This window comes from Kitasatospora sp. NPDC005751 (assembly GCF_040630835.1).
Taxonomy (GTDB): Bacteria; Actinomycetota; Actinomycetes; order Streptomycetales; family Streptomycetaceae; genus Kitasatospora.
Genome location: NZ_JBEXYC010000013.1, coordinates 64,141 through 83,512 on the forward strand (window position 1 = coordinate 64,141; position 19,372 = coordinate 83,512).

Here is a 19,372-nt window from a genome sequence, read left to right on the forward strand (position 1 = left end):
GGGTTCGGGCCGGGGCGGCGGCCCGCCGCGCGGCCGCCTGCCCGGTGACCGCCCGCCGCGCGGCCGCCTGCCCGGTGACCGCCCGCCGCGCGGCCGCCCGCCCCGCAGTCGAACGCCCCCTGACCGCTCGCGTCATACCCTGCACGCCGTGACGAACGGATACCTCGCGCCATGACGATCAACGCCGGGCCTTTCGCCGGAACCACCCGACTCAGCTCCCGTCGGCGGGAGGTGGAGCTGGACGCGCTCGCCGCCACCCCGGCCGTCGACCTGCTGGTCGTCGGTGGTGGAGTGACCGGCGTCGGGGTCGCGCTGGACGCGGCCGCGCGCGGACTCCGCGTCGTCCTCGTCGAGGCCCGCGACCTGGCCTTCGGCACCAGTCGGTGGAGCTCCAAGCTGGTCCACGGCGGCCTGCGCTACCTCGCCTCCGGGCGGATCGGCGTGGCCCGGGAGAGCGCCGTCGAGCGCGGCGTGCTGATGACCCGCACCGCCCCGCACCTGGTCCGCCCGCTGCCGCAACTCGTCCCGCTGCTCCCGGGGTTGCTGCGTCCCGGGCATGCGTCGCTGGTCCGGGCCGGTTTCCTCGCGGGCGACGCGCTGCGGGTGAGCGCGCGCACGCCCGGGGCGGTGCTGCCCCGGATGCGCCGGGTGGACGCCGCCCGGGCCCGCCAACTGGTGCCCGGCGTACGGTCGGTGGGCCTGGCGGGTGCGCTGGTCGCGCACGACGGTCAACTGGTCGACGACGCACGGCTGGTGGTGGCGCTGGCTAGGACGGCCGCGCAGTACGGCGCCACCGTGCTGACCCGGGTCCGGGCGGAGGAGGTCACCGGTAGCTCGGTCCGGCTGGTCGACAGCCTGACCGGGCAGTCCCTGGTCGTCACCGCCGGCGCGGTCGTCAACGCCACCGGTGTCTGGGCGGGCGAGGTCGACCCGTCGATCCGGCTGCGGCCCAGCCGGGGCACCCATCTGCTGGTCGACGCGGCCGCGCTCGGCCACCCCGTCGCCGCGCTCACCGTGCCGGTGCCGGGCTCGACCAGCCGGTTCGTCTTCGCGCTGCCTCAGCAGCTCGGCCGGGTGGCGATCGGGCTGACCGACGAGGACGCGCCGGGACCGGTCCCGGACGAGCCGCAGCCGACCGAGGCCGAGCTCGACTTCCTCCTCGACACTGTCAACGCGGCCCTGGCCACCGAGTTGACCAGGGCGGACGTGCGCGGGGCCTACGCCGGGCTGCGGCCGCTGATCGACACCGGCGGCGGCAGCACGGCGGACATCTCCCGCCGGCACGCGGTGCTGGAGTCCCCGTCCGGGGTGATCACGGTGGTCGGCGGCAAGCTCACCACCTACCGGCGGATGGCTGAGGACGCGGTGGACACCGCCGTCCGCCTGCGCGGCCTGCCGGCCCGCGACTGCTGGACGGCCCGGCTGCCCCTGGTCGGCGCGCCCGGGCACCGGGACAGCCGGCCGGTGCCGGAGGGCGGCGTGCCCGCATCGCTGCTCGCCCGGCACGGCGGCGCGGCCCGTGAGGTCCTGGCGGCGGGCGGCGCCGAGCCGATCGCCGAGGGCATCGACGTGACCCGTGCCGAGATCGCCTACGCGGTGACGCACGAGGGCGCCCTGGACGCCGGGGACGTGCTCGACCGGCGGACCCGGATCGGGCTGGTCGCGGCGGACGCTGCCCGGGCCCGGGCGGCGGTGGAGGAGATCGTGGAGCGGTCCCTCGCGGGGTAGCGGCCGGCCACGGGTCCTCATCGCCGGGCGCCGGAACGCTGGCCCTCACACCCCGGCCCCCGCCGCCGGGCGCCGGAACGCCCGACCCTCACCGCCGGGCTCTCGCCGCCCAGCCTTCCACGCCCGGTGCCGGAGCGCCTCACTGCTCGACGCGTTCCGGCACCGGGTGGACGGTGCCGTCCAGGTCGACCGTGCAGGTGAGCGGGTGCTCCGCCGAGCCGGTCCGTTCCAGCCGGACCGAGACCGGCAGCGGGGGCTCCTCGGGCAGCCGGACGGCCAGGGTGAGCGGGTAGAGGCCGTGGCCGTGGACGCGGTGGAAGGCACACTCCCGGCCGTCCACCAGCAGTTCGGTCTCGGTGATCCAGCCCGAGCGGACGTTCACGGTGACGGACCGGCCCGCCCGGTCGAGGTGGAAGCTGTACCGGCGGCGCATGGCACCTCCCGCGCGGGGGTCCTGGCCCGCACGGCCAGTCTAGGCCGGACCTCGCGGCGTGGCCGGAGCGCGTGCTCCGCCACCTGGTGCGGGGCGCCGGGCCCCGCCCACGGCCTTCGCGGTCAGACCAGGCGGCCGCCGCCGTCGACGTGCAGGACCGTTCCGGTGACGAACGGGCTGGCCATCGAGAAGAGGACGGCGCGGACCAGGTCGTCCGGGCTGCCGACCCGGCGGGCGGGGTTGCGCTCGGCGACCGCGCGCAGGAACGGCTCCTTGTCGGTGCCCATCCGGTCCCAGGCGCCGCTGTCCACGATGCCGGGGGAGACGGCGTTGACCCGGACCGGGGCGATCTCCACCGCGAGGGCCTGCACCAGGAAGGCCAGCGCGCCGTTGGTGGCGGCCATCACCGTGCGGGCGGGCGCCGGGCGCCAGGCGGCGACGCCGGAGAAGAAGGTGAACGAGGCGCCGTCCGGCCCGTCGGTCGCGGCCTGGCCGGCCAGGTGCTTCGCGAGCAGCAGCGGGCCGACCACCTTGGCCGCGAACGCGCGCTGGACGTCGGCGAGTTCGAGTTCGGCGAGCGGGCCGTTGGCGGGCATCGCGGCGGTCGAGACCAGGTGGTCGAACCGGCCGGTCGCGGCGGCGAGGGCGGCGATCGACGCCTCGTCGGTGAGGTCCACGGGGACGACCCGGGACGGGCCGGACAGCTCGCCGGCGGTCCACTCCAGCTTGCGCGGGTCGGGGCCGGCCAGGACCAGTTCGGCGCCGGCCGCGGAGGCGGTGCGGGCGAGCGCGCGACCGGTGTTCGAGCCGGCGCCGACGACCACGACGCGGCGCCCTTCGAGGGCGGCGGGGGCGAGGGCGGGCGCGGTGGCAGGGGAGGTGGGGGTCATGATCGATACTCCGGGAGAAGGGGGCGGTTTCGTGTTCCACCCTGCGCGAGCTGCACCGATGCGTCCAAGGCTTGTCTTTTCGCCGAGCCATAAACTCTGCGCATGGCCACTCTCCGACAGCTCGAATACCTGGTGACCGTCGTCGACACCGGTTCGTTCACCCGGGCCGCCGAGCTGCTGCACGTCACCCAGCCCGCGCTCTCGCACCAGGTACGGGCACTGGAGCGCGCCGTCGGCGGGACGCTGCTGGAGCGCCTGCCGCGTGCCGTCCGGTTGACGCCGATGGGCCGGGCGGTGCTCCCGCACGCCCGCGCCGCGCTCGCCGACGCCGAGCGCCTGCGCGCCGCGGCCCGTCTCGCGGCCGGTCTGGACGGTGGCGAGCTCGAACTCGCCACCGTCTACTCGATCAGCCTCGGCATCCTGCCGCCGGTGCTGCGGGCCTGGCACCGGCTCCACCCGAAGGTGCGGATCCGGCTGCGCGAGTACGCCCACAACGACGAGCTGCGCGCGGCGATGGCGGCCGGTCAGGCCGACGTCGCGGTCGGTACGCCGCCGCCGGACTGGGAGGGGCCGATCCGGGAGCTGGGCGTCGAGGAGTTCGTGCTGGCGCTGCCGGCCGAACCGGACGCGGTGCCGGCGGGCCGGGTGGTCCGGCTGGCGGACCTGTCCGGGCGCGACTGGGTGCACTACGCGCCGGGAAACGGCCTCGCCGACCTGCTCGACGGAGCGTGCGCGGAGGCCGGGTTCCGGCCGAGGGCCGCGGTGCGGACCGAGCAGACGGCCGCCGCGCCGCTGCTGGCCGCGGCCGGGCTGGGGCCGGCCCTGGTGCCCGCCAACCTCGTCCCGCCGGGCTTCGACGGCCTGGTCCGCCTGCCCGAGCCGCCCGTGCGGCGCCCGCTCGCGGCGTACACCCGGACCCGGCCGGATCCGCTGACGGCGGCCTTCGTCGACCTGCTGGCGCGGCAGGCCTGTCTGCTGCCGCCGCACGTCGCCGAGCTGCTCGCGGGGGCGGGGGCGGTCGAGGCGGGGGCGGCGGCGGAGCCCGGTGAGTAGGCCGGCGACGTGCGGGGAGCGGGTCGGACGGCCGGCGCGCGCGGGTGGGTGCTGCCGGGGGGCGCACGACGGGGGCGCATCAGGTCGGATGGATTCTCGTGATCTCTACAGTGTTGTAGATTCTTTCGGAGGGAGAGCAACCGAGGAGGGCATCGTGGGAGTTTCGCTGGCCAAGGGTGGCAATGTCTCGCTGACCAAGGAGGCGCCGGGCCTGACCGCCGTCATCGTCGGTCTGGGCTGGGACGTGCGGACCACCACCGGGGCCGACTACGACCTGGACGCGAGCGCGCTGCTCTGCAACGCGCTCGGCAAGGTGGTCTCGGACCAGCACTTCGTCTTCTTCAACAACCTGCGCAGCCCCGAGGGTTCGGTCGAGCACAGCGGCGACAACCTGACCGGTGGCGGCGACGGCGACGACGAGCAGATCAGGGTCGACCTCGACGCGGTGCCGGCCGGGGTGGCCAAGGTGGTCTTCCCCGTGTCGATCTACGACGCCGACGCCCGCCTGCAGAGCTTCGGCCAGGTCCGCAACGCGTTCATCCGGATCGTCAACCAGGCCAACGGCCAGGAGATCGCCCGGTACGACCTCTCCGAGGACGCCTCGACCGAGACCGCGATGGTCTTCGGCGAGCTGTACCGCAACGGCGCCGAGTGGAAGTTCCGCGCCATCGGCCAGGGGTACGCCTCCGGCCTGCGCGGCATCGCCACCGATTACGGCGTCAACGTCTGAGACGCCAGCGCCACCCCCGGACCGTCGGCGCGCCGGTCCGGGGGTGAAACACGGTGACGTTCAGGGGTTCTGACGCCCAGTCGGTGGACGACCGAGCGCATGGCCGCCGAACCCGCCCGTACCGGCGACCTGTTGGCGCCACCACGCGGTCATCGCGCCCTCGTCCATGGCCGCCCAGTCGGGCGCCCCGGTCACCTGGGCCCGCCCGAGCCGTCGGCCGACCTCGACCATCTCCCGCCCCACTGTGCCGCGTTCGCGGTCGTACGCGGGCAGCAGCTCCGCCCAGGAGTCCGCCGCCCGCCAGGCGTCCTCGAAGGCGCAGGCGTCCTGCACGGCCTTGACCGCGCCGCTGGTGTTGTGCGGGCGGACGACGGTGGCCGCGTCCCCGGCGAGCAGCAGGCGCCCGGCGGTCCGGCGTGGCGCCGCGAGGTCGTAGATCGGCTGGATGAAGGTCCGCTCGCGGGGGGAGAGCGCGACGACCCCCGCCCAGTAGGAGGGCAGGTGGCGCTCGGCCAGCTCGGCCAGTTCCTCGAACTGCCCGCCGGTGAGCGCGCCGGCCGGGACGCTGGTCGGGTCACCCGGCCGCAGCCAGGCCGGGGTCGGCGCGTAGAAGACGAAGTTGACCTGGGTGGAGCCCGGGGTCAAGCCGGGTATGCGGTAGAGCACCACCTGGCCGCCGGGGTAGCAGACCGTGATCACCTCGTGCTCCGGCCAGAGTGCCGCGCCGCCGGGCAGCCCGTCCAGCAGCCGGGCGTCGAAGCTGCCGCGCCAGCAGACGTAGCCCGCGTACTCGGGCCGGGCCTCGGGGCAGACAGCCTCGCGGACCACCGAGCGGTACCCGTCGGCGCCGATCACCAGGTCGTACGGCTCGCGTCCGCCGGCCGCGCCGGTCACCCAGGCGTGGTCGGTGCCGGTGCCCGGGGCGCCGGCACCGGAGGCGCCGTTCCCGACGGCGGGGACGGCCTCGCCGAGCCGGAACTCCACGCTGTCCGGGGTGCGTTCGCGCAGCGACTGCCAGAGCACGCCCCAGTGGTAGGAGCGGAACGTCATTCCCTGCGCCCAGAGCAGCCGCCCGCGCGGCCCGCCCCCGCCGTCGGGATCGCGCGCCAGCCAGTGCCGTTCGGTCAGCCGGTGCCACCGCATGCCGTCGTCGAGGTGGCCGGCGCCGGCCAGTTCGGCGAAGCGGTCCTCCAGGACGCAGAGGCCGACGCCGCGGTCCTCCAGCCGGCCGGGGCTGCGCTCCAGCACGACCACCCGCTCCGCCCCGCCCCGGGCGGCCGCCCGCGCGAACGCGCACCCCGCGATGCTGCCGCCGACCACGGCTATCGATCCGCCTCGCACAGTCGTCCCCTCCCCGGGGTTCCTTCGAACCCCCACCGGTCCCGGGGTTCCTCCGAACCCCGCCGAGGAGGAACCCTACGCACATCCGGCCCCGAGCTGACGGGTGGTCAGGCAATTTCGGACGCGGCCGGGCGGGGCCGGCCGTCGTCCCCCGTAGGGCGCGTTTATGCAACTAGTTGCATACTCGACTCCACGTCCCCTACCGTGTGGTAACAACGAGCCGCCGCACGCCGCACAGGAGACGCCGATGAGCACCGACCCCCACCGGGCCCGGAAGCCGTACCCGCACCTGCTGAGCCCGCTCGACCTCGGCTTCACCACCCTCCCCAACCGCGTGATCATGGGATCGATGCACGTCGGCCTGGAAGAGGCGCCGAACGGCTTCGAACGGATGGCCGCGTTCTACGCCGAGCGCGCCCGCGGCGGCGTCGGCCTGATCGTCACCGGCGGCATCGCCCCCAACGAGGCCGGCCGGCCCTGGGGCGGCGGCGCCATGCTCACCACCGAGGCGGAGGCCGACCGGCACCGCGTCGTCACCGACGCCGTGCACGCCGCCGGCGGCCGCATCGCGATGCAGATCCTGCACTTCGGCCGCTACGCCTACCACCCCGACCTGGTCGCGCCCAGCGCCCTCCAGGCCCCGATCAGCCCGTACGTGCTGAACGCCCTCACCGCCGAGCAGGTCGAGCAGACGATCGAGGACTTCGTCCGCTGCGCCGCCCTCGCGCAGCGGGCCGGCTACGACGGCGTCGAGATCATGGGCTCCGAGGGCTACCTGATCAACGAGTTCACCGCCGCCGCCACCAACCACCGCGAGGACGAGTGGGGCGGCGCCTACGAGAACCGGATGCGCTTCCCGGTCGAGATCGTCCGCCGGGTCCGCGAGCGGGTCGGCCCCGACTTCATCCTGGTCTACCGCCTCTCCATGCTCGACCTCGTCCCCGGCGGCTCCACCCTCGCCGAGGTCGTCCGGCTCGCCCAGGCCGTCGAGGCGGCCGGCGCGACCATCATCAACTCCGGCATCGGCTGGCACGAGGCGCGGATCCCCACCATCGCCACCTCCGTCCCGCGCGGCGCCTACGCCTGGGTGACGAAGAAGGTGATGGGCTCGGTCGGCATCCCGCTCGTCACCAGCAACCGCATCAACACCCCCGAGATCGCGGAGCAGTTGCTCGCCGACGGCTGCGCCGACCTCGTCTCGCTGGCCCGCCCGCTGCTCGCCGACCCCGACTTCGTCGCCAAGGCGCAGGGCGACCGCTCCGCCGCCATCAACACCTGCATCGGCTGCAACCAGGCCTGCCTGGACCACACCTTCAGCGGGCAGATCACCTCCTGCCTGGTCAACCCGCGCGCCTGCCACGAGACCGAACTCGTCCTCGCACCGACCAAGCGGCGCAAGCGGATCGGCGTCGTCGGCGCCGGCCCGGCCGGGCTCGCCTTCGCCGTCTCCGCCGCCGAACGCGGCCACGCCGTCACCCTGTTCGACGCCGCCGACACCGTCGGCGGGCAGCTGAACGTGGCCCGGCGGATCCCCGGCAAGGAGGAGTTCGACGAGACGCTGCGCTACTACCGCACCCGGCTGGCCGAGTTGGCGGTCGAGCTGCGTCTCGGCGCACTGGTCGACGCGGAGCGGCTCGCCGCCGAGGGCTTCGACGAGATCGTCCTCGCCACCGGCGTCACCCCGCGCACCCCGGCCGACCTCCCGGGCATCGACCACCCCAGCGTCGTCGGCTACCTGGACGTGCTGCGCGACGGCGCGCCCGTCGGCGAGCGGGTCGCCGTCCTCGGCGCGGGTGGCATCGGCTTCGACGTCGCCGAGTACCTCACCGACCAGGGCGACGCCGCCAGCCTCAACCCGCCGGTGTTCCACCGCAAGTGGGGCATCGACCCGGAGTACCGCGAGCGCGGCGGCCTCACCCGCCCCGAGCCGCCCCGCCCCCCGCGCAGCGTCCACCTGATGCAGCGCAAGGCCACCAAGGTCGGCGCCGGCCTCGGCAAGACCACCGGCTGGATCCACCGCACCGAGCTCAAGCACCGCGGCGTCACCATGGTCGCCGGCGCGAGCTACGAACTGATCGACGACGCCGGCCTGCACTTCGTCGTGGACGGCGAACGGCAGCTCCTGCCCGTGGACACCGTCGTCCTCTGCACCGGCCAGGAACCCCGCCGCGACCTGGACGCCGCCCTGCGCGAGCTCGGCCTCACCCCCCACCTGATCGGCGGCGCCGACGTGGCCGCCGAACTCGACGCCAAGCGCGCCGTGAAGCAGGGCACCGAACTGGCCGCCACGATCTGACGGGGGCGGGTGCCCCGGTGGGATCTAGGATCGGGGCATGTCCCTGCCGCACGCCATCCTGACCGCCCTGCTGGAGAAGCCGTCCTCGGGGCTGGAGCTGACCCGGCGGTTCGACAGGTCGATCGGGTTCTTCTGGTCCGCCACCCATCAGCAGATCTACCGGGAGCTCGGCCGGCTGGAGACGGCCGGGCTGATCCGGGCGCTCCCGCAGGACGGTCCGGCGCGGGGGCAGAAGAAGGAGTACGACGTCCTGCCCGCAGGCCGCGCCGAGCTCGAACGGTGGACGGCCGGCGGGGACGACCCGAAGGCCGTCCGCGAGCCGCTGTTGCTGCGGCTGCGCGCGGCGGCGGTGGTCGGCACGGCCGGGCTCGACGCCGAGCTGGCCCGCCACCTCGCGCTGCACCGTGCGCAGTTGGCCGACTACCGGGAGATCGAACGGCGGGACTTCCCGTCGGGCCGGGCGGCGGAGGGTGGCCGGCCCGCTGAGGGCGACGAGCCGGCCGACGGGGACCGGCTGCGGCACGCCGTACTGCGGGCCGGAATCGGGCTGGAGTCCTTCTGGGTGGAGTGGCTCACCGAGACCCGGGCCGCCCTGCCCGCGGACCCGTCCCGTCCTGGCCTCCCTACGGCCTGACCTGCGACGATGCCGCGTGGGCGGGCGCGGCCGCAGGCCCGGTGGGACACTGAGTGCCTGTCCCTGCCCGACTCCCGATCGGGGGCCGTATGTCTCACCCGAGGCCTCTCCTCGCCCTCACCGCCGCAGCCGTGGTCACCGTGCTCACCTTCGGGGCGGCCGGTATCGCCACCGGCTCCGCGGCCCCGTCGGCCGTGACGATCCGGGCGGCCGCGCCGGCCGGCCAGCTCCCCACGACCGACCAGCTGAAGGCGGCCCTGCTGAGCAACACCGAACTCGGCCCGAACTTCTCCGAAGTCCCGGTCGCCGACAGCCCGACGGCGGCGGGCGGCGCCTCCCCGGTCGCCGGCTGCGACGCGCTCCGCGCCCTGCTGAACGGGAACGAATCCGGGCCGTCCTCTCAACTGCCGCACCAGGAGATCGAGTTCGACGGCCCCGACGGCAACCCGATGCTGACCGAGTCGCTCACCGCGGAGGACGCCACCCAACTCACCAGCGACCTCACCGTGGTGTCCGACGCGTTCACCGACTGCCACAGCCTCACCTTCAACGACGGGACCGACGCCTCCGTGACCTTCACCGTCACCCCCGTCACCCTGGGCGACCGCAAGGACGCCCCCGCCGTCCGTCTCGACGGCACCCTCGCCGGCGTCCCGCTCAGCGGCTACCTCGCGGTCGAACGCTTCGGCACCGTCGCCCTCTCCTACGGCTTTTACCAGCGCGACGACCCCTCCTCCCAACTCGCCTCCCTCTACTACCGCGCCGCCGTCGCCAAGGCCGAACGCACCCTCGGCACCACCGCCGGCACCGCCACCGCCCCACCCGCCTCCGTCTGACCCCTCGACAACGCCGAACGGCCCCCTCCCGAGCACCACTCGGGAGGGGGCCGTACGTGTGCGCCTCAGGGCTCAGCGCGTCTGAGCCTCGAAGTACCAGCGCTGGTTCGGAGCGCCGTTGCACTGCCAGACCCCGAGCGCGCTCCAGGAATGTTTGCGGAGCTCGCCGACCGGCCGTTGACCCTCAGCCGGAGAACAGCCGCCACGCGGCATTCACCAGGTCCACCTGTGGTCGGCGTTGTCGGCGCACGGCCATTGGACGGCCTTCTGGCCCTGGTCCGTGCTGGCCTGCCAGATGGCGAGGCATTGGCCTGATCCACGGTTGACGAGTGTGTAGACGGCCTCACCGTCCTGGTAACGATCCACCTGCTTGGTCCAGTGCTGGTCCGTGTTGCCGTTGCATTCCCACTGGATTGCCGACTCGCCAGCGACCTGGCTTCCGCCGTTGATGCTGAGGCAGAGATGGGAGTTGGCATTGACGATCTCTACATACGGAGTGTCCGGCACCGGGCGAGCGGACCACTGCTGGTCGGCCAGACCGAGGCAGCCCCACTGAACGGACGTCTCGCCGGGAACTGTGCTCCCGGCCGGAATGGCGAGACATTGCCGGGAATTTTGGTTGACGATCGGGATGGCGGGCTGGCGGACATCCGTGGACAAGGAGTAGGCATTGGCCTTCGTGAAGAGGGTGTATTGGCCGGGCTCGCCGCATCCAACGCCGTACGAGGTGATGCCGATCAGCATGTTCTTCGCAACGAGAGGGGCGCCCGTATCGCCGAAGCACGCGTCCACCCCACCCTTGGCGTCGCCGGCGCAGAAGTTCTTGCCGGCGACGTATCCGGCCTGGCCCTCGCACACCGTGCTTGAGACGACCGGCAGGATCGCGCTGTTGAGTTTGGAGGAGTACGTGGAGCCCTCACGGGTGGTGCTTCCCCATCCTGCGAGAGTCGCGGGGTTGCCTGCGGTGTAGGGCGAGCCTCCAATGAAGATGGACGGGGCGAGCTTGATCGGGGTTTGTGGCAGATCGCGGGCGAGCGTCAGCACGGCGATGTCGTTCTTCGGGATGACGTCGTCGTCGGAGTAGCCGGGGTGAACCCAAACTGTTCGGATTTTGGCCGCGGTACCCCCACCGGCGCCCCGGTCGCCCTGGCCGGCGACAACACGAATGGTGGCGAGGTCGAAGCCCGAGACGCACCGGGCGGCTGTCATGACCTGCGCCGGCGCGATGAGCGCACCGGCGCAGTTCCACTCGAAGCCGTCCTGGTCGATTCGAATGCTCACCACCCACGGGGTCTCACCGATATCGGCGACAGAACCACCCACAACGGAACTGGCCGGGGCGGCGGTGAAGAGAAGCGTCGCAGCGGCTGTGCTAACAATGAGAGCACGGTTTCGATATCTGCGCCACGAATTGAACAGACGCTTCACGCTGGATCCTCATTTGTCGGTTGAGTCAGACTGTATTCGCTGTGGTTCTAGGTGTTCATCGATCGCTGTGCGACGGTCCGGTCCTTGGACGGATAGGATCCGGCGACAAAGACTGCCCCGAGCAGCAGAAGGGCGGTGGCGGCCGGCCAGAATCCGCGAACGGCGGCCACTACCGTGCCCAAGGCATGAGCCGCCGCGATGGCTGCCAGGAGACGATCGGGCCTCTGGCTCGGGCTCTGCACGCCGGAACGGACCCGGCGTACGACCGAGGTGACGGCCCATCCGCAGAGCGCCGACCAGGCTAGGGCGAGAAGCACCCCGGCGTACCGCGCGAAGCTCGTTTCGGAGTCGTCAGCAGGGCCGACGCTTCCCAGAGTGGCGAGGGCGAAGGTGATCCAGAGGCCGGCCATGAACTCGGCAGCCAGAACGGCCAGGGACACGATCAGGATGCTACGGGCGGCGCGGTGCCGGGGGGGATTCATCTGGTGATTCTCCGTCTGCCTGACTGCTACTTCTCGATGGTGTGCAGGTCGCCCACGCCGGCGCTGACCGCACAGTCGTGGTTGGCGGCCTGGTACCGCTCTTCCTTGGGAAGGTGGCTGTAGCCGTTGTTGTAGTACGCGCCGAACCATCGGCCTTCGGCATTGTTGTAGAGATCCATCCGCTTCTCGTTCTCCGGTCCGTCGCCATCCTCATGGCGGTCCCCGAAGCCCTTTGCGGTGTTGACGCCCATGTCTATGGCCATTCGGGCATTCCAGTAGCAGTGGCGGAATGCATCGCCCTTGCCGTTGTGCAACGAGTCGGCGAAGTCGCGCTTTGCTGCGTTCTCCGCGACGGTCGCATGATCACTGGCTTTGTCGCAGATGTTGTAGTGCGACGGCTGAAGAACACAGAACGTGAACTCGCTTCCATTCATCCCGCCGTAGTAGCCCGAGGAACCCGAGGAAGAGCGTGCGGCTCGGCCTTCGCGGGCGAGAGGTGATGCCGCAGCCTTCGTTGTCGGCGGCGTCCAGTCGTCGAGGGCGGAGCTGAGCTGGAGTTGGGCGACGAGCTCGGCCGCATTGGCCGGATCCTGGTCGAGGGTCGGTGCCTTGTCCGTCTCGTTGCCGGTCGCCGCCTGTGCCATCTGCTGGGCGACCGTGTCGCTCACGGTGGTCGTTCCACCGACAACCTTGACCTCTGTCACCGACCGCTGGGTGTCGCTCGCATGCCACTGCGCGGGAACGGGCAACGAGGCCGCCTCGCTCACCACTAGCGAAGCGCCCCGAGAGGACGCGTCGGCGGCACCAAGCAGGCCCTCTGTCACGTTGGACTGGCTGGCCAGTGTGATCCGCGTCGGATTGCGGGTGAACTCGGCTGCCGCCAGGGCGCTGGTCTCGAAGTCATCGCGGCCCACGACCGGGCCGTAGGTGTTGGCATAGACGTTCTGGACCGAGATGCCCACGGTCGTCTTGACGACAGTGGGAGGGAGTCCGTCCAGGTACTCCTTGACTTCCGGGGACAGCGACTGGTCGCGGGTCAGCACAAGGGCGCCGTGAACGTTCCCGGCGCCGGCGGCGGCGCTGATCAGGTCCGTCGGGTTGAATCCGTTGGCGATTACCACTTCCCGGGTGTTCTGGATGCCGTCTCGAGCGACGGCCACGGACGTCTGCTCGAACGTCGCGCCGCGCAACACCTTGGGTGTGAAACCCGCCCGCGCAACCAGGTCCACTGCGAGGTTGTTGAACCCGCCGACCAGGTACACCGTGCCCCGCTTGGGCAGGATGCGCCGGATCTCGGCGATGGTGTCCGATGCGAGCACGCCAGATGGGGCGGCGTAGAGCAGGGGACCCTTGTTCGCGGCGGCCAGCGGAACCGCCAATGCGGCTTCCTGGTCCTGGCCCTGCCGTACCAGGACGACGCTCTGGGCAACCTGCGTCTCCGCCACCGAAGGTGACGCTGCTTTAGCTGCAGTGGTGAGGGCCGGCCAGCGCTCCTGAGACGCCCTGACCGCCGTCTCGGCTGGGCTGGCACCCGCGACTCGGCCGACCGTCACCGGTTGTTGAGTAGAGTCGGCGGCGTGGGCGACGCCGGCTGGGCCTAGGAGGCCGCCGAACAGCGTCGCGCCGACGGCCAGCGTCGCGCCGACCAAAAGCCCGTTTTGACGTGCAGAAATCATGAGATGTCGCCCCCCAATGCGGCATGAAATGCCGAACTGATCACTGTCGAAATTCCCCTTTAGCTTTCGACGCGTACGACCATATCCGATGTCCAAGCGCGGGTAAAGAGCCCACAAAATTCACTAGGCGCTATATTTCGTATAATATGCGGACCAAGTGGACAGGCGTTCTGCGGGAGCAAGGTCATCCGTGGGGGAATTCTCGATGGTGCCCTTGTCGGGCGATCTGCGTTTCGGAGCACGTCTAGTGTCTCATGGGGCGGCTTCGCCCACCCTGTGGGTGAACAGCTCCGAGAATGGCACTATGTTTGGCTCGAGGCTAATTTGGGCTAAAGCTCAGGAGGGGGTGTGTATTTCACTTGACAAGCATCGAAAGCTTGGAGAGATGGCAGTGCCGACGGCAGATATTCTTCGCTCGAAGAGCCCCGAAATGTCGAGGACCGACCGACTGAGGTGTCTCGGCCCCTTGATCGGTGACGAAGAAGGTGTGGGGCTTCAGGGCTGTTCGATGCCGAGGGGTGCTGCTCCGGAGAAGTCGCTTGAGCGGGTCGGACAGTGGTACCGGCAGTGCGGTCCCTCCCGGCCTTGCGTTGCTGGTCGATCCGGGTGCCGCCGGGCTGCACAGTGACGGATCGCGCGCGGCCAGTACTCCGGGAGCTTCTTCTTCGAGAGGGGCGGGGAGTCGGTGTACTTCTGTACCGTGAATCCGGCGGTCAGGGAGGCCTGATGCGCGGGTGATCTGAGTGTCGGTCACATGGGGCTGGCGCAGGGGTTGTTCGGTGGTCATCCTGATGTTTCTGGTTCCGCTGGCGCTGGGCATAGCCGTCGTCACGGACTTCCGGGGGATGAGCAGGTTCTTCATGCAGCCGACCAAGCGGGCCCCCACGGCGAAGGGGCCGGCCGGGCCGCATCTGTTGGCGGGGTGGTTCTTCATCGTGCTGTCGGCGTACGCGCTGGTGTTCTCGCTGGTCAAGGCTCTCGTGGGGTGACAGGTCGTCCACCGCCCCCGTGCTTCGCGAGGCGGGCGGATACGGCTTCCAGGAGGAGGTCGAGGGCGAAGGGGTAGCCGCTGCGGTCCATGTCGGTGATGAGGAGGGGGGCGGTGGCGGCGATGTTGGGGTGGGTGGCGGGGGTGAGGCGGCCGTAGCGGACGCGCCAGACGGCGAGGTCGGCGGCGCGGGCCGGGGGTGGGAGGGCGAGGGCGGCGGCGTCCTGGGCGGCGAAGGCGAGGGCCTGGTCGATGAAGGCGTGGTAGATCGGGACGGCCTCGTGGTCGGGGAACCCGGCTGAGCGGAGCACGCCGAGGATGGTCTCGACGGCCCGGGTCTCGTGGTCGCGCCCGGTGGTGCGGTGGGCGGCGAGCTGGGCGGCCTGGGGGTGGGCCAGGTAGGCGGCGTGGACGCGCATGCCGATCGCGTGGAGGTCGGTGCGCCAGTCGCCGGTGAGGGCGAGGCCGTGCTGGGCGCGGCCGATGAGTTCGTCGGCGACGGCCAGCAGCAGGTCGTCGGTGTTGTGGAAGTACCGGTAGACCGCGCTCGGGTCGGCGCCGAGTGCGGCGCCGAGGCGGCGGACGGTGAGGGCGGCCGCGCCGTGCTGGCCGATCAGCCGCAGGGCGGTGGCCACGATGACCTGCTCGGACAGCACCGTGCCCTGCTTGGTCGGTTTCCGGCGCCGCCGTTGCGGTTCGGGGACCACGCGTTCCGTCATGGCGGGGAGCCTAGGGCATCGCGCCTTATGACAACAGCATTGACGTGTGACCGGGGCGAGGCTTTCATGGCCGCCACGGCCAGGACAGCTACCGGCCGCCACCCCTTCCCCCCCCCCCCCACGATCAAGGCGGTGATCCGTTGGCAACGACGGTCAAGGACTCCGGCGACACCCCGAGAGCCGGCGCGCCCACCCCCGAGGGCCCGCTGCCCAAGTCCGTCGGCGTGGTCGGCGGCATCGTCCTCGCCGCCTCCAGCACCGCGGCGACCAGCAGCATCGGCATCGGGCTCGGCCTGATGGCGGGCGTCGTCGGCCTGCACCTGCCGGCGATCATGCTGCTGGCCTTCCTCCCGGTGCTCGGCATCGCCGGCGCTTACGGGCGGCTCAACCGCGTCGACCCGGACTCCGGCAGCAGCTACACCTGGGTCGGCCGGGTGCTTAACCCCTGGCTCGGTTTCCTCACGGGCTGGGTGAACACCGTCGGTACCGTGGTGTTCATGGCCTACACCACGACGGTGACCGGGTCGGCACTGATCCAGCTGCTCGGCCAGGCGCGGGTCCGCTCGGTGGCCGGCCTGCGGCTGGACGCGGACTCCACCCTCCAGGCCACCCTGCTGGGCATGGTCGTCCTGGTGGCCGCCGCGCTGGTCGCGGTGCGCGGCCTGGAGCTCGCCGCCCGGCTGCAGAAGTACCTGCTGGTCTTCGAGTACGTCGTGCTGCTGGCCTTCTGCGGCTACGGCCTGTTCGCCGGCGACCAGCCGTTCTCGCTCGACTGGTACAACCCCTTCGCGATCCCGTCGGTGGACGCCCTCGCACAGGGCATGGTGCTGGCGGTGTTCTGCTACTGGGGCTTCGAGTCGGTGTTCAGCATCGGCGAGGAGGTCCGCGAACCGGGCGACGCCTCGCGCGGCGGCTTCATCGCGCTGGCGGTGATGCTGCTGCTCTTCCTGCTCGCCGGGACGGCCTTCCAACGGGTGCTGCCGATGGAGGAGTTGGCGGACAACGGCGCGCACGGGCTGACGTACCTCGGCGAGAAGCTGGCCCGCCAGCCGCTGGCCGCGCTGCCGCTGATCGCGCTCACCTTCTCCGCCGTGGCCTCGTTGCAGGCCTCCGTCATCCCCACCGCCCGGGGCATGTACGCGATGGGCCGGGACGGCACGCTCGGCCCGGTCTGGACCCGGATCCACCCCCGCTACGGCACCCCCGCCGCCGGCACCCTGCTGATCTCGGGCGCCGCCATCCTGCTCGCGGTGCTCTCGCTGGTCATCCCGACCGTGAACGACCTGATCTCGGCGACGGTCAACGCGATCGGCATCGTGGTGGCGCTCTACTACGCGCTGACCGCGGTGGCGGCGGCGGTCCGGTTCCGGCACCTGCTGCGCACCTCACCGCTGGAGGGCCTGCGCGCGGTCGTCGCCCCACTGCTCGGCGCGGCGGTGCTGCTGGCGGTGGGCGGGTATCTCTGCTGGATGCTGTACGACTCCGCGGACCACTTCGAACTCTCGGCCGACAACGGCTGGTTCGGCCTGTCCGTGCCGGTGCTGATGATCGGCTCCGGGCTGGTGGCCGCCGCGTGGTCCCGTTTCCACCGCAAGTCCGCCTACTTCGACCGGCAGGCACCGGCCGACCCGGCCTCCGCCGATCCGACGGCCGCCCCCGCAGCCTGACCCCCACCGTCTCCCCGACCCCGGCCGCGCCCCGGCCGCCGAACTCCCAGGAGCACCACCGATGTCCAAGGCCGACCTGGTCTTCACCAACGGTCCCGTCCACACCGGCGACCCGGCCCGCACCCGCGCCACCTCGCTCGCCGTCACCGGCGAGCGGATCACCGCCGTCGGCCACGACGAGGTCCGCCGGCTGATCGGCCCCGGCACCGAAGTCGTCGACCTCGAAGGCCGGTTGCTGATCCCCGGCTTCCAGGACTCGCACATCCACGCCGTCTTCGGAGGCACCGAACTGGCCGAGTGCGACCTCACCGGGACGGTCGGCGCCGACGAGTACCTGCGCCGCGTCGCCGCGTTCGCCGCCGCCCACCCCGACCGGACGTGGATCACCGGCGGCGGCTGGTCGATGGAGAGCTTCGCGGGCGGACTTCCCACCCGGCAACTGCTCGACTCCGTCGTGCCCGACCGCCCGGTCTACCTGGTCAACCGCGACCACCACGGCGCCTGGGCCAACACCCGGGCGCTGGAACTCGCCGGGCTCACCCGGGACACCCCCGACCCGGCCGACGGCCGGATCGAGCGCGAGCCGGACGGCACCCCGAGCGGGATGCTCCAGGAGGGCGCCACCGGCCTGGTCGCCCGGCTCGTCCCGCCGACCGACGCGGCGGGACGGCTGGCCGGACTGCACCGGGCGCAGGAACTCCTGCACTCGCTCGGCATCACCGGCTGGCAGGACGCCCTGCTCGGCATCTTCAACGGCCAGCCGGACCCGTCCGACGCCTACGCCGCCGCCGCCAAGGCCGGCACGCTGACCGCGCGGGTCACCGGCGCGCTCTGGTGGGACCGCAACCGGGGCGCCGACCAGATCCCCGAACTGGTCGCCCGCCGTGCGCAGTTGACCGGCGGACGGTTCCGGGCCGGCTCGGTGAAGATCATGCAGGACGGCATCGCCGAGAACTTCACGGCCGCGCTCTCCACCCCCTACCTGGACGGCTGCGGCTGCGCCACCGCCAACTCCGGCCTCAGCTTCGTCGACCCCGCCGCCCTGTGCGGCTACGTCACCGCCCTGGACGCCCTCGACTTCCAGGTGCACTTCCACGCCCTCGGCGACCGCGCGGTCCGCGAGGCGCTCGACGCCATCGAGGTCGCCCGCGCCGCCAACGGCCGGCGCGGCACCCGGCACCACCTCGCCCACCTCCAGGTGGTCCACCCGAGCGACCTCCCGCGCTTCGCCGCACTCGGCGCGATCGCGAACATCCAGCCGCTCTGGGCCGCCCACGAGCCCCAGATGGACGAGCTCACCATCCCGTTCCTCGGCCCCGAACGGGCCGCCTGGCAGTACCCGTTCGGCGGACTGCTGAGGGCCGGTGCCACCCTCGCCGCCGGCAGCGACTGGCCGGTCAGCAGCCCGGACCCGATCGCCGGCATCCACGTCGCCGTCAACCGGATGGAACCCGACGCGACCGACGGCCGGGTCTTCCTCCCCGAGCAGCGGCTGGACCTCGCCACCGCCCTCGCCGCCTACACGGCCGGATCCGCCCATGTGAACGGCCACGACGACGCGGGCAGCCTGCGGACCGGCCACCTGGCGGACCTGGTGGTGCTCGACCGCGACTTCTTCGCCGCCCCGCCCGAGGAGATCGCCGCCACCCGGGTCGAGCGGACGTACGTGGGCGGCCAGTTGGTCTACGCGAAGGGCTGATGAGACGCGCGAATCGGTGCCGCACAGGAAGTCGGCCGGTCCGACTTCCTGTGCGGCACCGGTTTCAGGGGCGGGTGGGGGCGGCGGTCGGGGCGCTCGGGGCCGGGCGCGGCGGCTGGGCCGGTCGATGGTGCCGCGCGGTGAGGGGGAGCGCCCAGACGAGGAGGGCGAGCAGCAGGGCCAGGGGAAGCACGGTCAGGACCGTGGCCTGGGCGGTGCCGGGGCGTTCAGGCGACATGGGGGAGGTCGAGTTCGGCCCAGACGGTCTTGGCGTTGGGGTGGCGGGGGATGCTGCCCCAGCGGTCGGCGAGCGCGCCGACGAGGGTGAGCCCGCGCCCGGACTGCGCGTGGGCGGCGCAGGCGGCGGGGACGGTGGGGTGACGGTCCCCCCGGCAGTCGGACACCTCGATACGGAGGGTGGCGCCGCCCGGGGACCTGTCGACGAGGCGGAGCGCGAGCTCGAACCCGCGGCCCGGCACACGTCCATGGGTGCTGGCGTTGGCCGCCAGCTCGGCGATCACCAGCAGCGCGGAGTGGAAGGTCTCGGCGGCGATGGAGTTGAGCCCCCAGGCCGTGAGTTGTTGTCTCGCGATCCGGCGCCCGATCGAGGCCCCCTTGGGGGAGGCGGTGAGCTGCGCGGTGTGGGCGCGAGGGGTCGCTGTGTCGAGGGGAATTTCGGACTTCATGTGACAAAGCCTGGTCCCTCGGAAGTACCCTGACCATGGATCGGGCGAGTACGGAGAGTGCTTGTCCGGGCGCGGAGTGTCGGCTT

The 19,372-nt window shown here is 72.2% G+C and carries 18 protein-coding genes; 9 read left to right on the forward strand and 9 right to left on the reverse strand.

What is annotated here, in order from left to right; all coding sequences use genetic code 11:
* Positions 1-171: 171 nt before the first annotated feature.
* Positions 172-1,728: a glycerol-3-phosphate dehydrogenase/oxidase gene (locus tag ABZ497_RS15375; RefSeq protein WP_359805353.1), complete on the forward strand. Its 1,557-nt coding sequence runs from the start codon at positions 172-174 to the stop codon at positions 1,726-1,728.
* A 139-nt stretch (positions 1,729-1,867) separates the two neighbouring features.
* On the opposite strand, the gene ABZ497_RS15380 is transcribed toward ABZ497_RS15375, so the two are convergent.
* The gene (locus tag ABZ497_RS15380; RefSeq protein WP_352287575.1) at positions 1,868-2,161 is read right to left on the reverse strand and encodes a hypothetical protein; all 294 of its coding nucleotides are present in this window, start codon (positions 2,159-2,161) and stop codon (positions 1,868-1,870) included.
* A 122-nt stretch (positions 2,162-2,283) separates the two neighbouring features.
* Positions 2,284-3,051: an SDR family oxidoreductase gene (locus tag ABZ497_RS15385; RefSeq protein WP_359805355.1), complete on the reverse strand. Its 768-nt coding sequence runs from the start codon at positions 3,049-3,051 to the stop codon at positions 2,284-2,286.
* Positions 3,052-3,153: 102 nt separating this feature from the next.
* Between ABZ497_RS15385 and ABZ497_RS15390 the strand changes: the two genes are divergently transcribed.
* Positions 3,154-4,104, forward strand: coding sequence for a LysR family transcriptional regulator (locus ABZ497_RS15390; protein WP_359805357.1), 951 nt, complete (start codon positions 3,154-3,156; stop codon positions 4,102-4,104).
* Between the two features lie 154 nt (positions 4,105-4,258).
* Positions 4,259-4,834, forward strand: a complete 576-nt coding sequence (locus ABZ497_RS15395) for a TerD family protein (RefSeq protein ID WP_329490340.1) — start codon at positions 4,259-4,261, stop codon at positions 4,832-4,834.
* A gap of 60 nt (positions 4,835-4,894) precedes the next feature.
* Here ABZ497_RS15395 and ABZ497_RS15400 read toward each other — a convergent pair whose 3' ends face one another.
* Entirely contained in the window at positions 4,895-6,175 is a 1,281-nt protein-coding gene (locus tag ABZ497_RS15400) for an FAD-dependent monooxygenase (protein ID WP_359805358.1), read from the reverse strand.
* Positions 6,176-6,422: 247 nt separating this feature from the next.
* Between ABZ497_RS15400 and ABZ497_RS15405 the strand changes: the two genes are divergently transcribed.
* The 3 genes from ABZ497_RS15405 to ABZ497_RS15415 all read left to right on the forward strand — a co-directional run bounded on the left by ABZ497_RS15405 (position 6,423) and on the right by ABZ497_RS15415 (position 9,941).
* A complete protein-coding gene (locus tag ABZ497_RS15405; RefSeq protein WP_359805359.1) occupies positions 6,423-8,471 on the forward strand; it encodes an NADPH-dependent 2,4-dienoyl-CoA reductase in 2,049 nt (682 codons plus the stop codon).
* A 37-nt stretch (positions 8,472-8,508) separates the two neighbouring features.
* Entirely contained in the window at positions 8,509-9,105 is a 597-nt protein-coding gene (locus ABZ497_RS15410) for a PadR family transcriptional regulator (protein WP_329490343.1), read from the forward strand.
* Between the two features lie 89 nt (positions 9,106-9,194).
* The gene (locus tag ABZ497_RS15415; RefSeq protein ID WP_359805361.1) at positions 9,195-9,941 is read left to right on the forward strand and encodes a hypothetical protein; all 747 of its coding nucleotides are present in this window, start codon (positions 9,195-9,197) and stop codon (positions 9,939-9,941) included.
* Between the two features lie 213 nt (positions 9,942-10,154).
* Here ABZ497_RS15415 and ABZ497_RS15420 read toward each other — a convergent pair whose 3' ends face one another.
* The 3 genes from ABZ497_RS15420 to ABZ497_RS15430 form a co-directional block, all read right to left on the reverse strand.
* Complete coding sequence (locus ABZ497_RS15420) at positions 10,155-11,369, reverse strand: trypsin-like serine protease (RefSeq protein ID WP_359805363.1); 1,215 nt, start codon at positions 11,367-11,369, stop codon at positions 10,155-10,157.
* A gap of 47 nt (positions 11,370-11,416) precedes the next feature.
* A complete protein-coding gene (locus tag ABZ497_RS15425) occupies positions 11,417-11,809 on the reverse strand; it encodes a hypothetical protein (RefSeq protein ID WP_359805365.1) in 393 nt (130 codons plus the stop codon).
* Positions 11,810-11,877: 68 nt separating this feature from the next.
* Positions 11,878-13,527, reverse strand: a complete 1,650-nt coding sequence (locus tag ABZ497_RS15430) for a cell wall-binding repeat-containing protein (protein ID WP_359805366.1) — start codon at positions 13,525-13,527, stop codon at positions 11,878-11,880.
* Positions 13,528-14,318: 791 nt separating this feature from the next.
* Here ABZ497_RS15430 and ABZ497_RS15435 point away from each other — a divergent pair.
* Entirely contained in the window at positions 14,319-14,516 is a 198-nt protein-coding gene (locus ABZ497_RS15435) for a hypothetical protein (RefSeq protein WP_359805368.1), read from the forward strand.
* Here ABZ497_RS15435 and ABZ497_RS15440 read toward each other — a convergent pair.
* Positions 14,497-15,234, reverse strand: coding sequence for a TetR/AcrR family transcriptional regulator (locus tag ABZ497_RS15440; RefSeq protein WP_359805370.1), 738 nt, complete (start codon positions 15,232-15,234; stop codon positions 14,497-14,499). The two genes, ABZ497_RS15435 and ABZ497_RS15440, sit on opposite strands and share 20 nt — an antisense overlap.
* Before the next feature lie 140 nt (positions 15,235-15,374).
* Here ABZ497_RS15440 and ABZ497_RS15445 point away from each other — a divergent pair, with 140 nt between their 5' ends.
* On the forward strand, positions 15,375-16,901 hold the full coding sequence (locus tag ABZ497_RS15445) for an APC family permease (protein ID WP_359805371.1): 1,527 nt from the start codon (positions 15,375-15,377) through the stop codon (positions 16,899-16,901).
* A 61-nt stretch (positions 16,902-16,962) separates the two neighbouring features.
* Positions 16,963-18,600 carry an amidohydrolase gene (locus tag ABZ497_RS15450; RefSeq protein ID WP_359805373.1) on the forward strand — a complete coding sequence of 546 codons (1,638 nt, stop codon included), beginning with the start codon at positions 16,963-16,965 and terminating at the stop codon, positions 18,598-18,600.
* A gap of 64 nt (positions 18,601-18,664) precedes the next feature.
* Here the strand turns inward: ABZ497_RS15450 and ABZ497_RS15455 are convergent, their stop codons facing one another.
* Both ABZ497_RS15455 and ABZ497_RS15460 read right to left on the reverse strand, forming a co-directional pair.
* Entirely contained in the window at positions 18,665-18,838 is a 174-nt protein-coding gene (locus ABZ497_RS15455) for a hypothetical protein (RefSeq protein WP_359805374.1), read from the reverse strand.
* Entirely contained in the window at positions 18,828-19,286 is a 459-nt protein-coding gene (locus ABZ497_RS15460) for an ATP-binding protein (RefSeq protein WP_359805376.1), read from the reverse strand. Before ABZ497_RS15460 ends, ABZ497_RS15455 begins: the two co-directional genes overlap by 11 nt.
* Between the last annotated feature and the right edge of the window lie 86 nt (positions 19,287-19,372).

Coding starts and splice junctions, on each gene's coding strand:
- ABZ497_RS15415 (WP_359805361.1), top strand. CDS start 9,195: ATGTCTCACCCGAGGCCTCTCCTCGCCCTCACCGCCGCAGCCGTGGTC.
- ABZ497_RS15405 (WP_359805359.1), top strand. CDS start 6,423: ATGAGCACCGACCCCCACCGGGCCCGGAAGCCGTACCCGCACCTGCTG.
- ABZ497_RS15390 (WP_359805357.1), top strand. CDS start 3,154: ATGGCCACTCTCCGACAGCTCGAATACCTGGTGACCGTCGTCGACACC.
- ABZ497_RS15410 (WP_329490343.1), top strand. CDS start 8,509: ATGTCCCTGCCGCACGCCATCCTGACCGCCCTGCTGGAGAAGCCGTCC.
- ABZ497_RS15460 (WP_359805376.1), bottom strand. CDS start 19,286: ATGAAGTCCGAAATTCCCCTCGACACAGCGACCCCTCGCGCCCACACC.
- ABZ497_RS15385 (WP_359805355.1), bottom strand. CDS start 3,051: ATGACCCCCACCTCCCCTGCCACCGCGCCCGCCCTCGCCCCCGCCGCC.
- ABZ497_RS15430 (WP_359805366.1), bottom strand. CDS start 13,527: ATGATTTCTGCACGTCAAAACGGGCTTTTGGTCGGCGCGACGCTGGCC.
- ABZ497_RS15435 (WP_359805368.1), top strand. CDS start 14,319: ATGTTTCTGGTTCCGCTGGCGCTGGGCATAGCCGTCGTCACGGACTTC.
- ABZ497_RS15375 (WP_359805353.1), top strand. CDS start 172: ATGACGATCAACGCCGGGCCTTTCGCCGGAACCACCCGACTCAGCTCC.
- ABZ497_RS15440 (WP_359805370.1), bottom strand. CDS start 15,234: ATGACGGAACGCGTGGTCCCCGAACCGCAACGGCGGCGCCGGAAACCG.
- ABZ497_RS15450 (WP_359805373.1), top strand. CDS start 16,963: ATGTCCAAGGCCGACCTGGTCTTCACCAACGGTCCCGTCCACACCGGC.
- ABZ497_RS15455 (WP_359805374.1), bottom strand. CDS start 18,838: ATGTCGCCTGAACGCCCCGGCACCGCCCAGGCCACGGTCCTGACCGTG.
- ABZ497_RS15380 (WP_352287575.1), bottom strand. CDS start 2,161: ATGCGCCGCCGGTACAGCTTCCACCTCGACCGGGCGGGCCGGTCCGTC.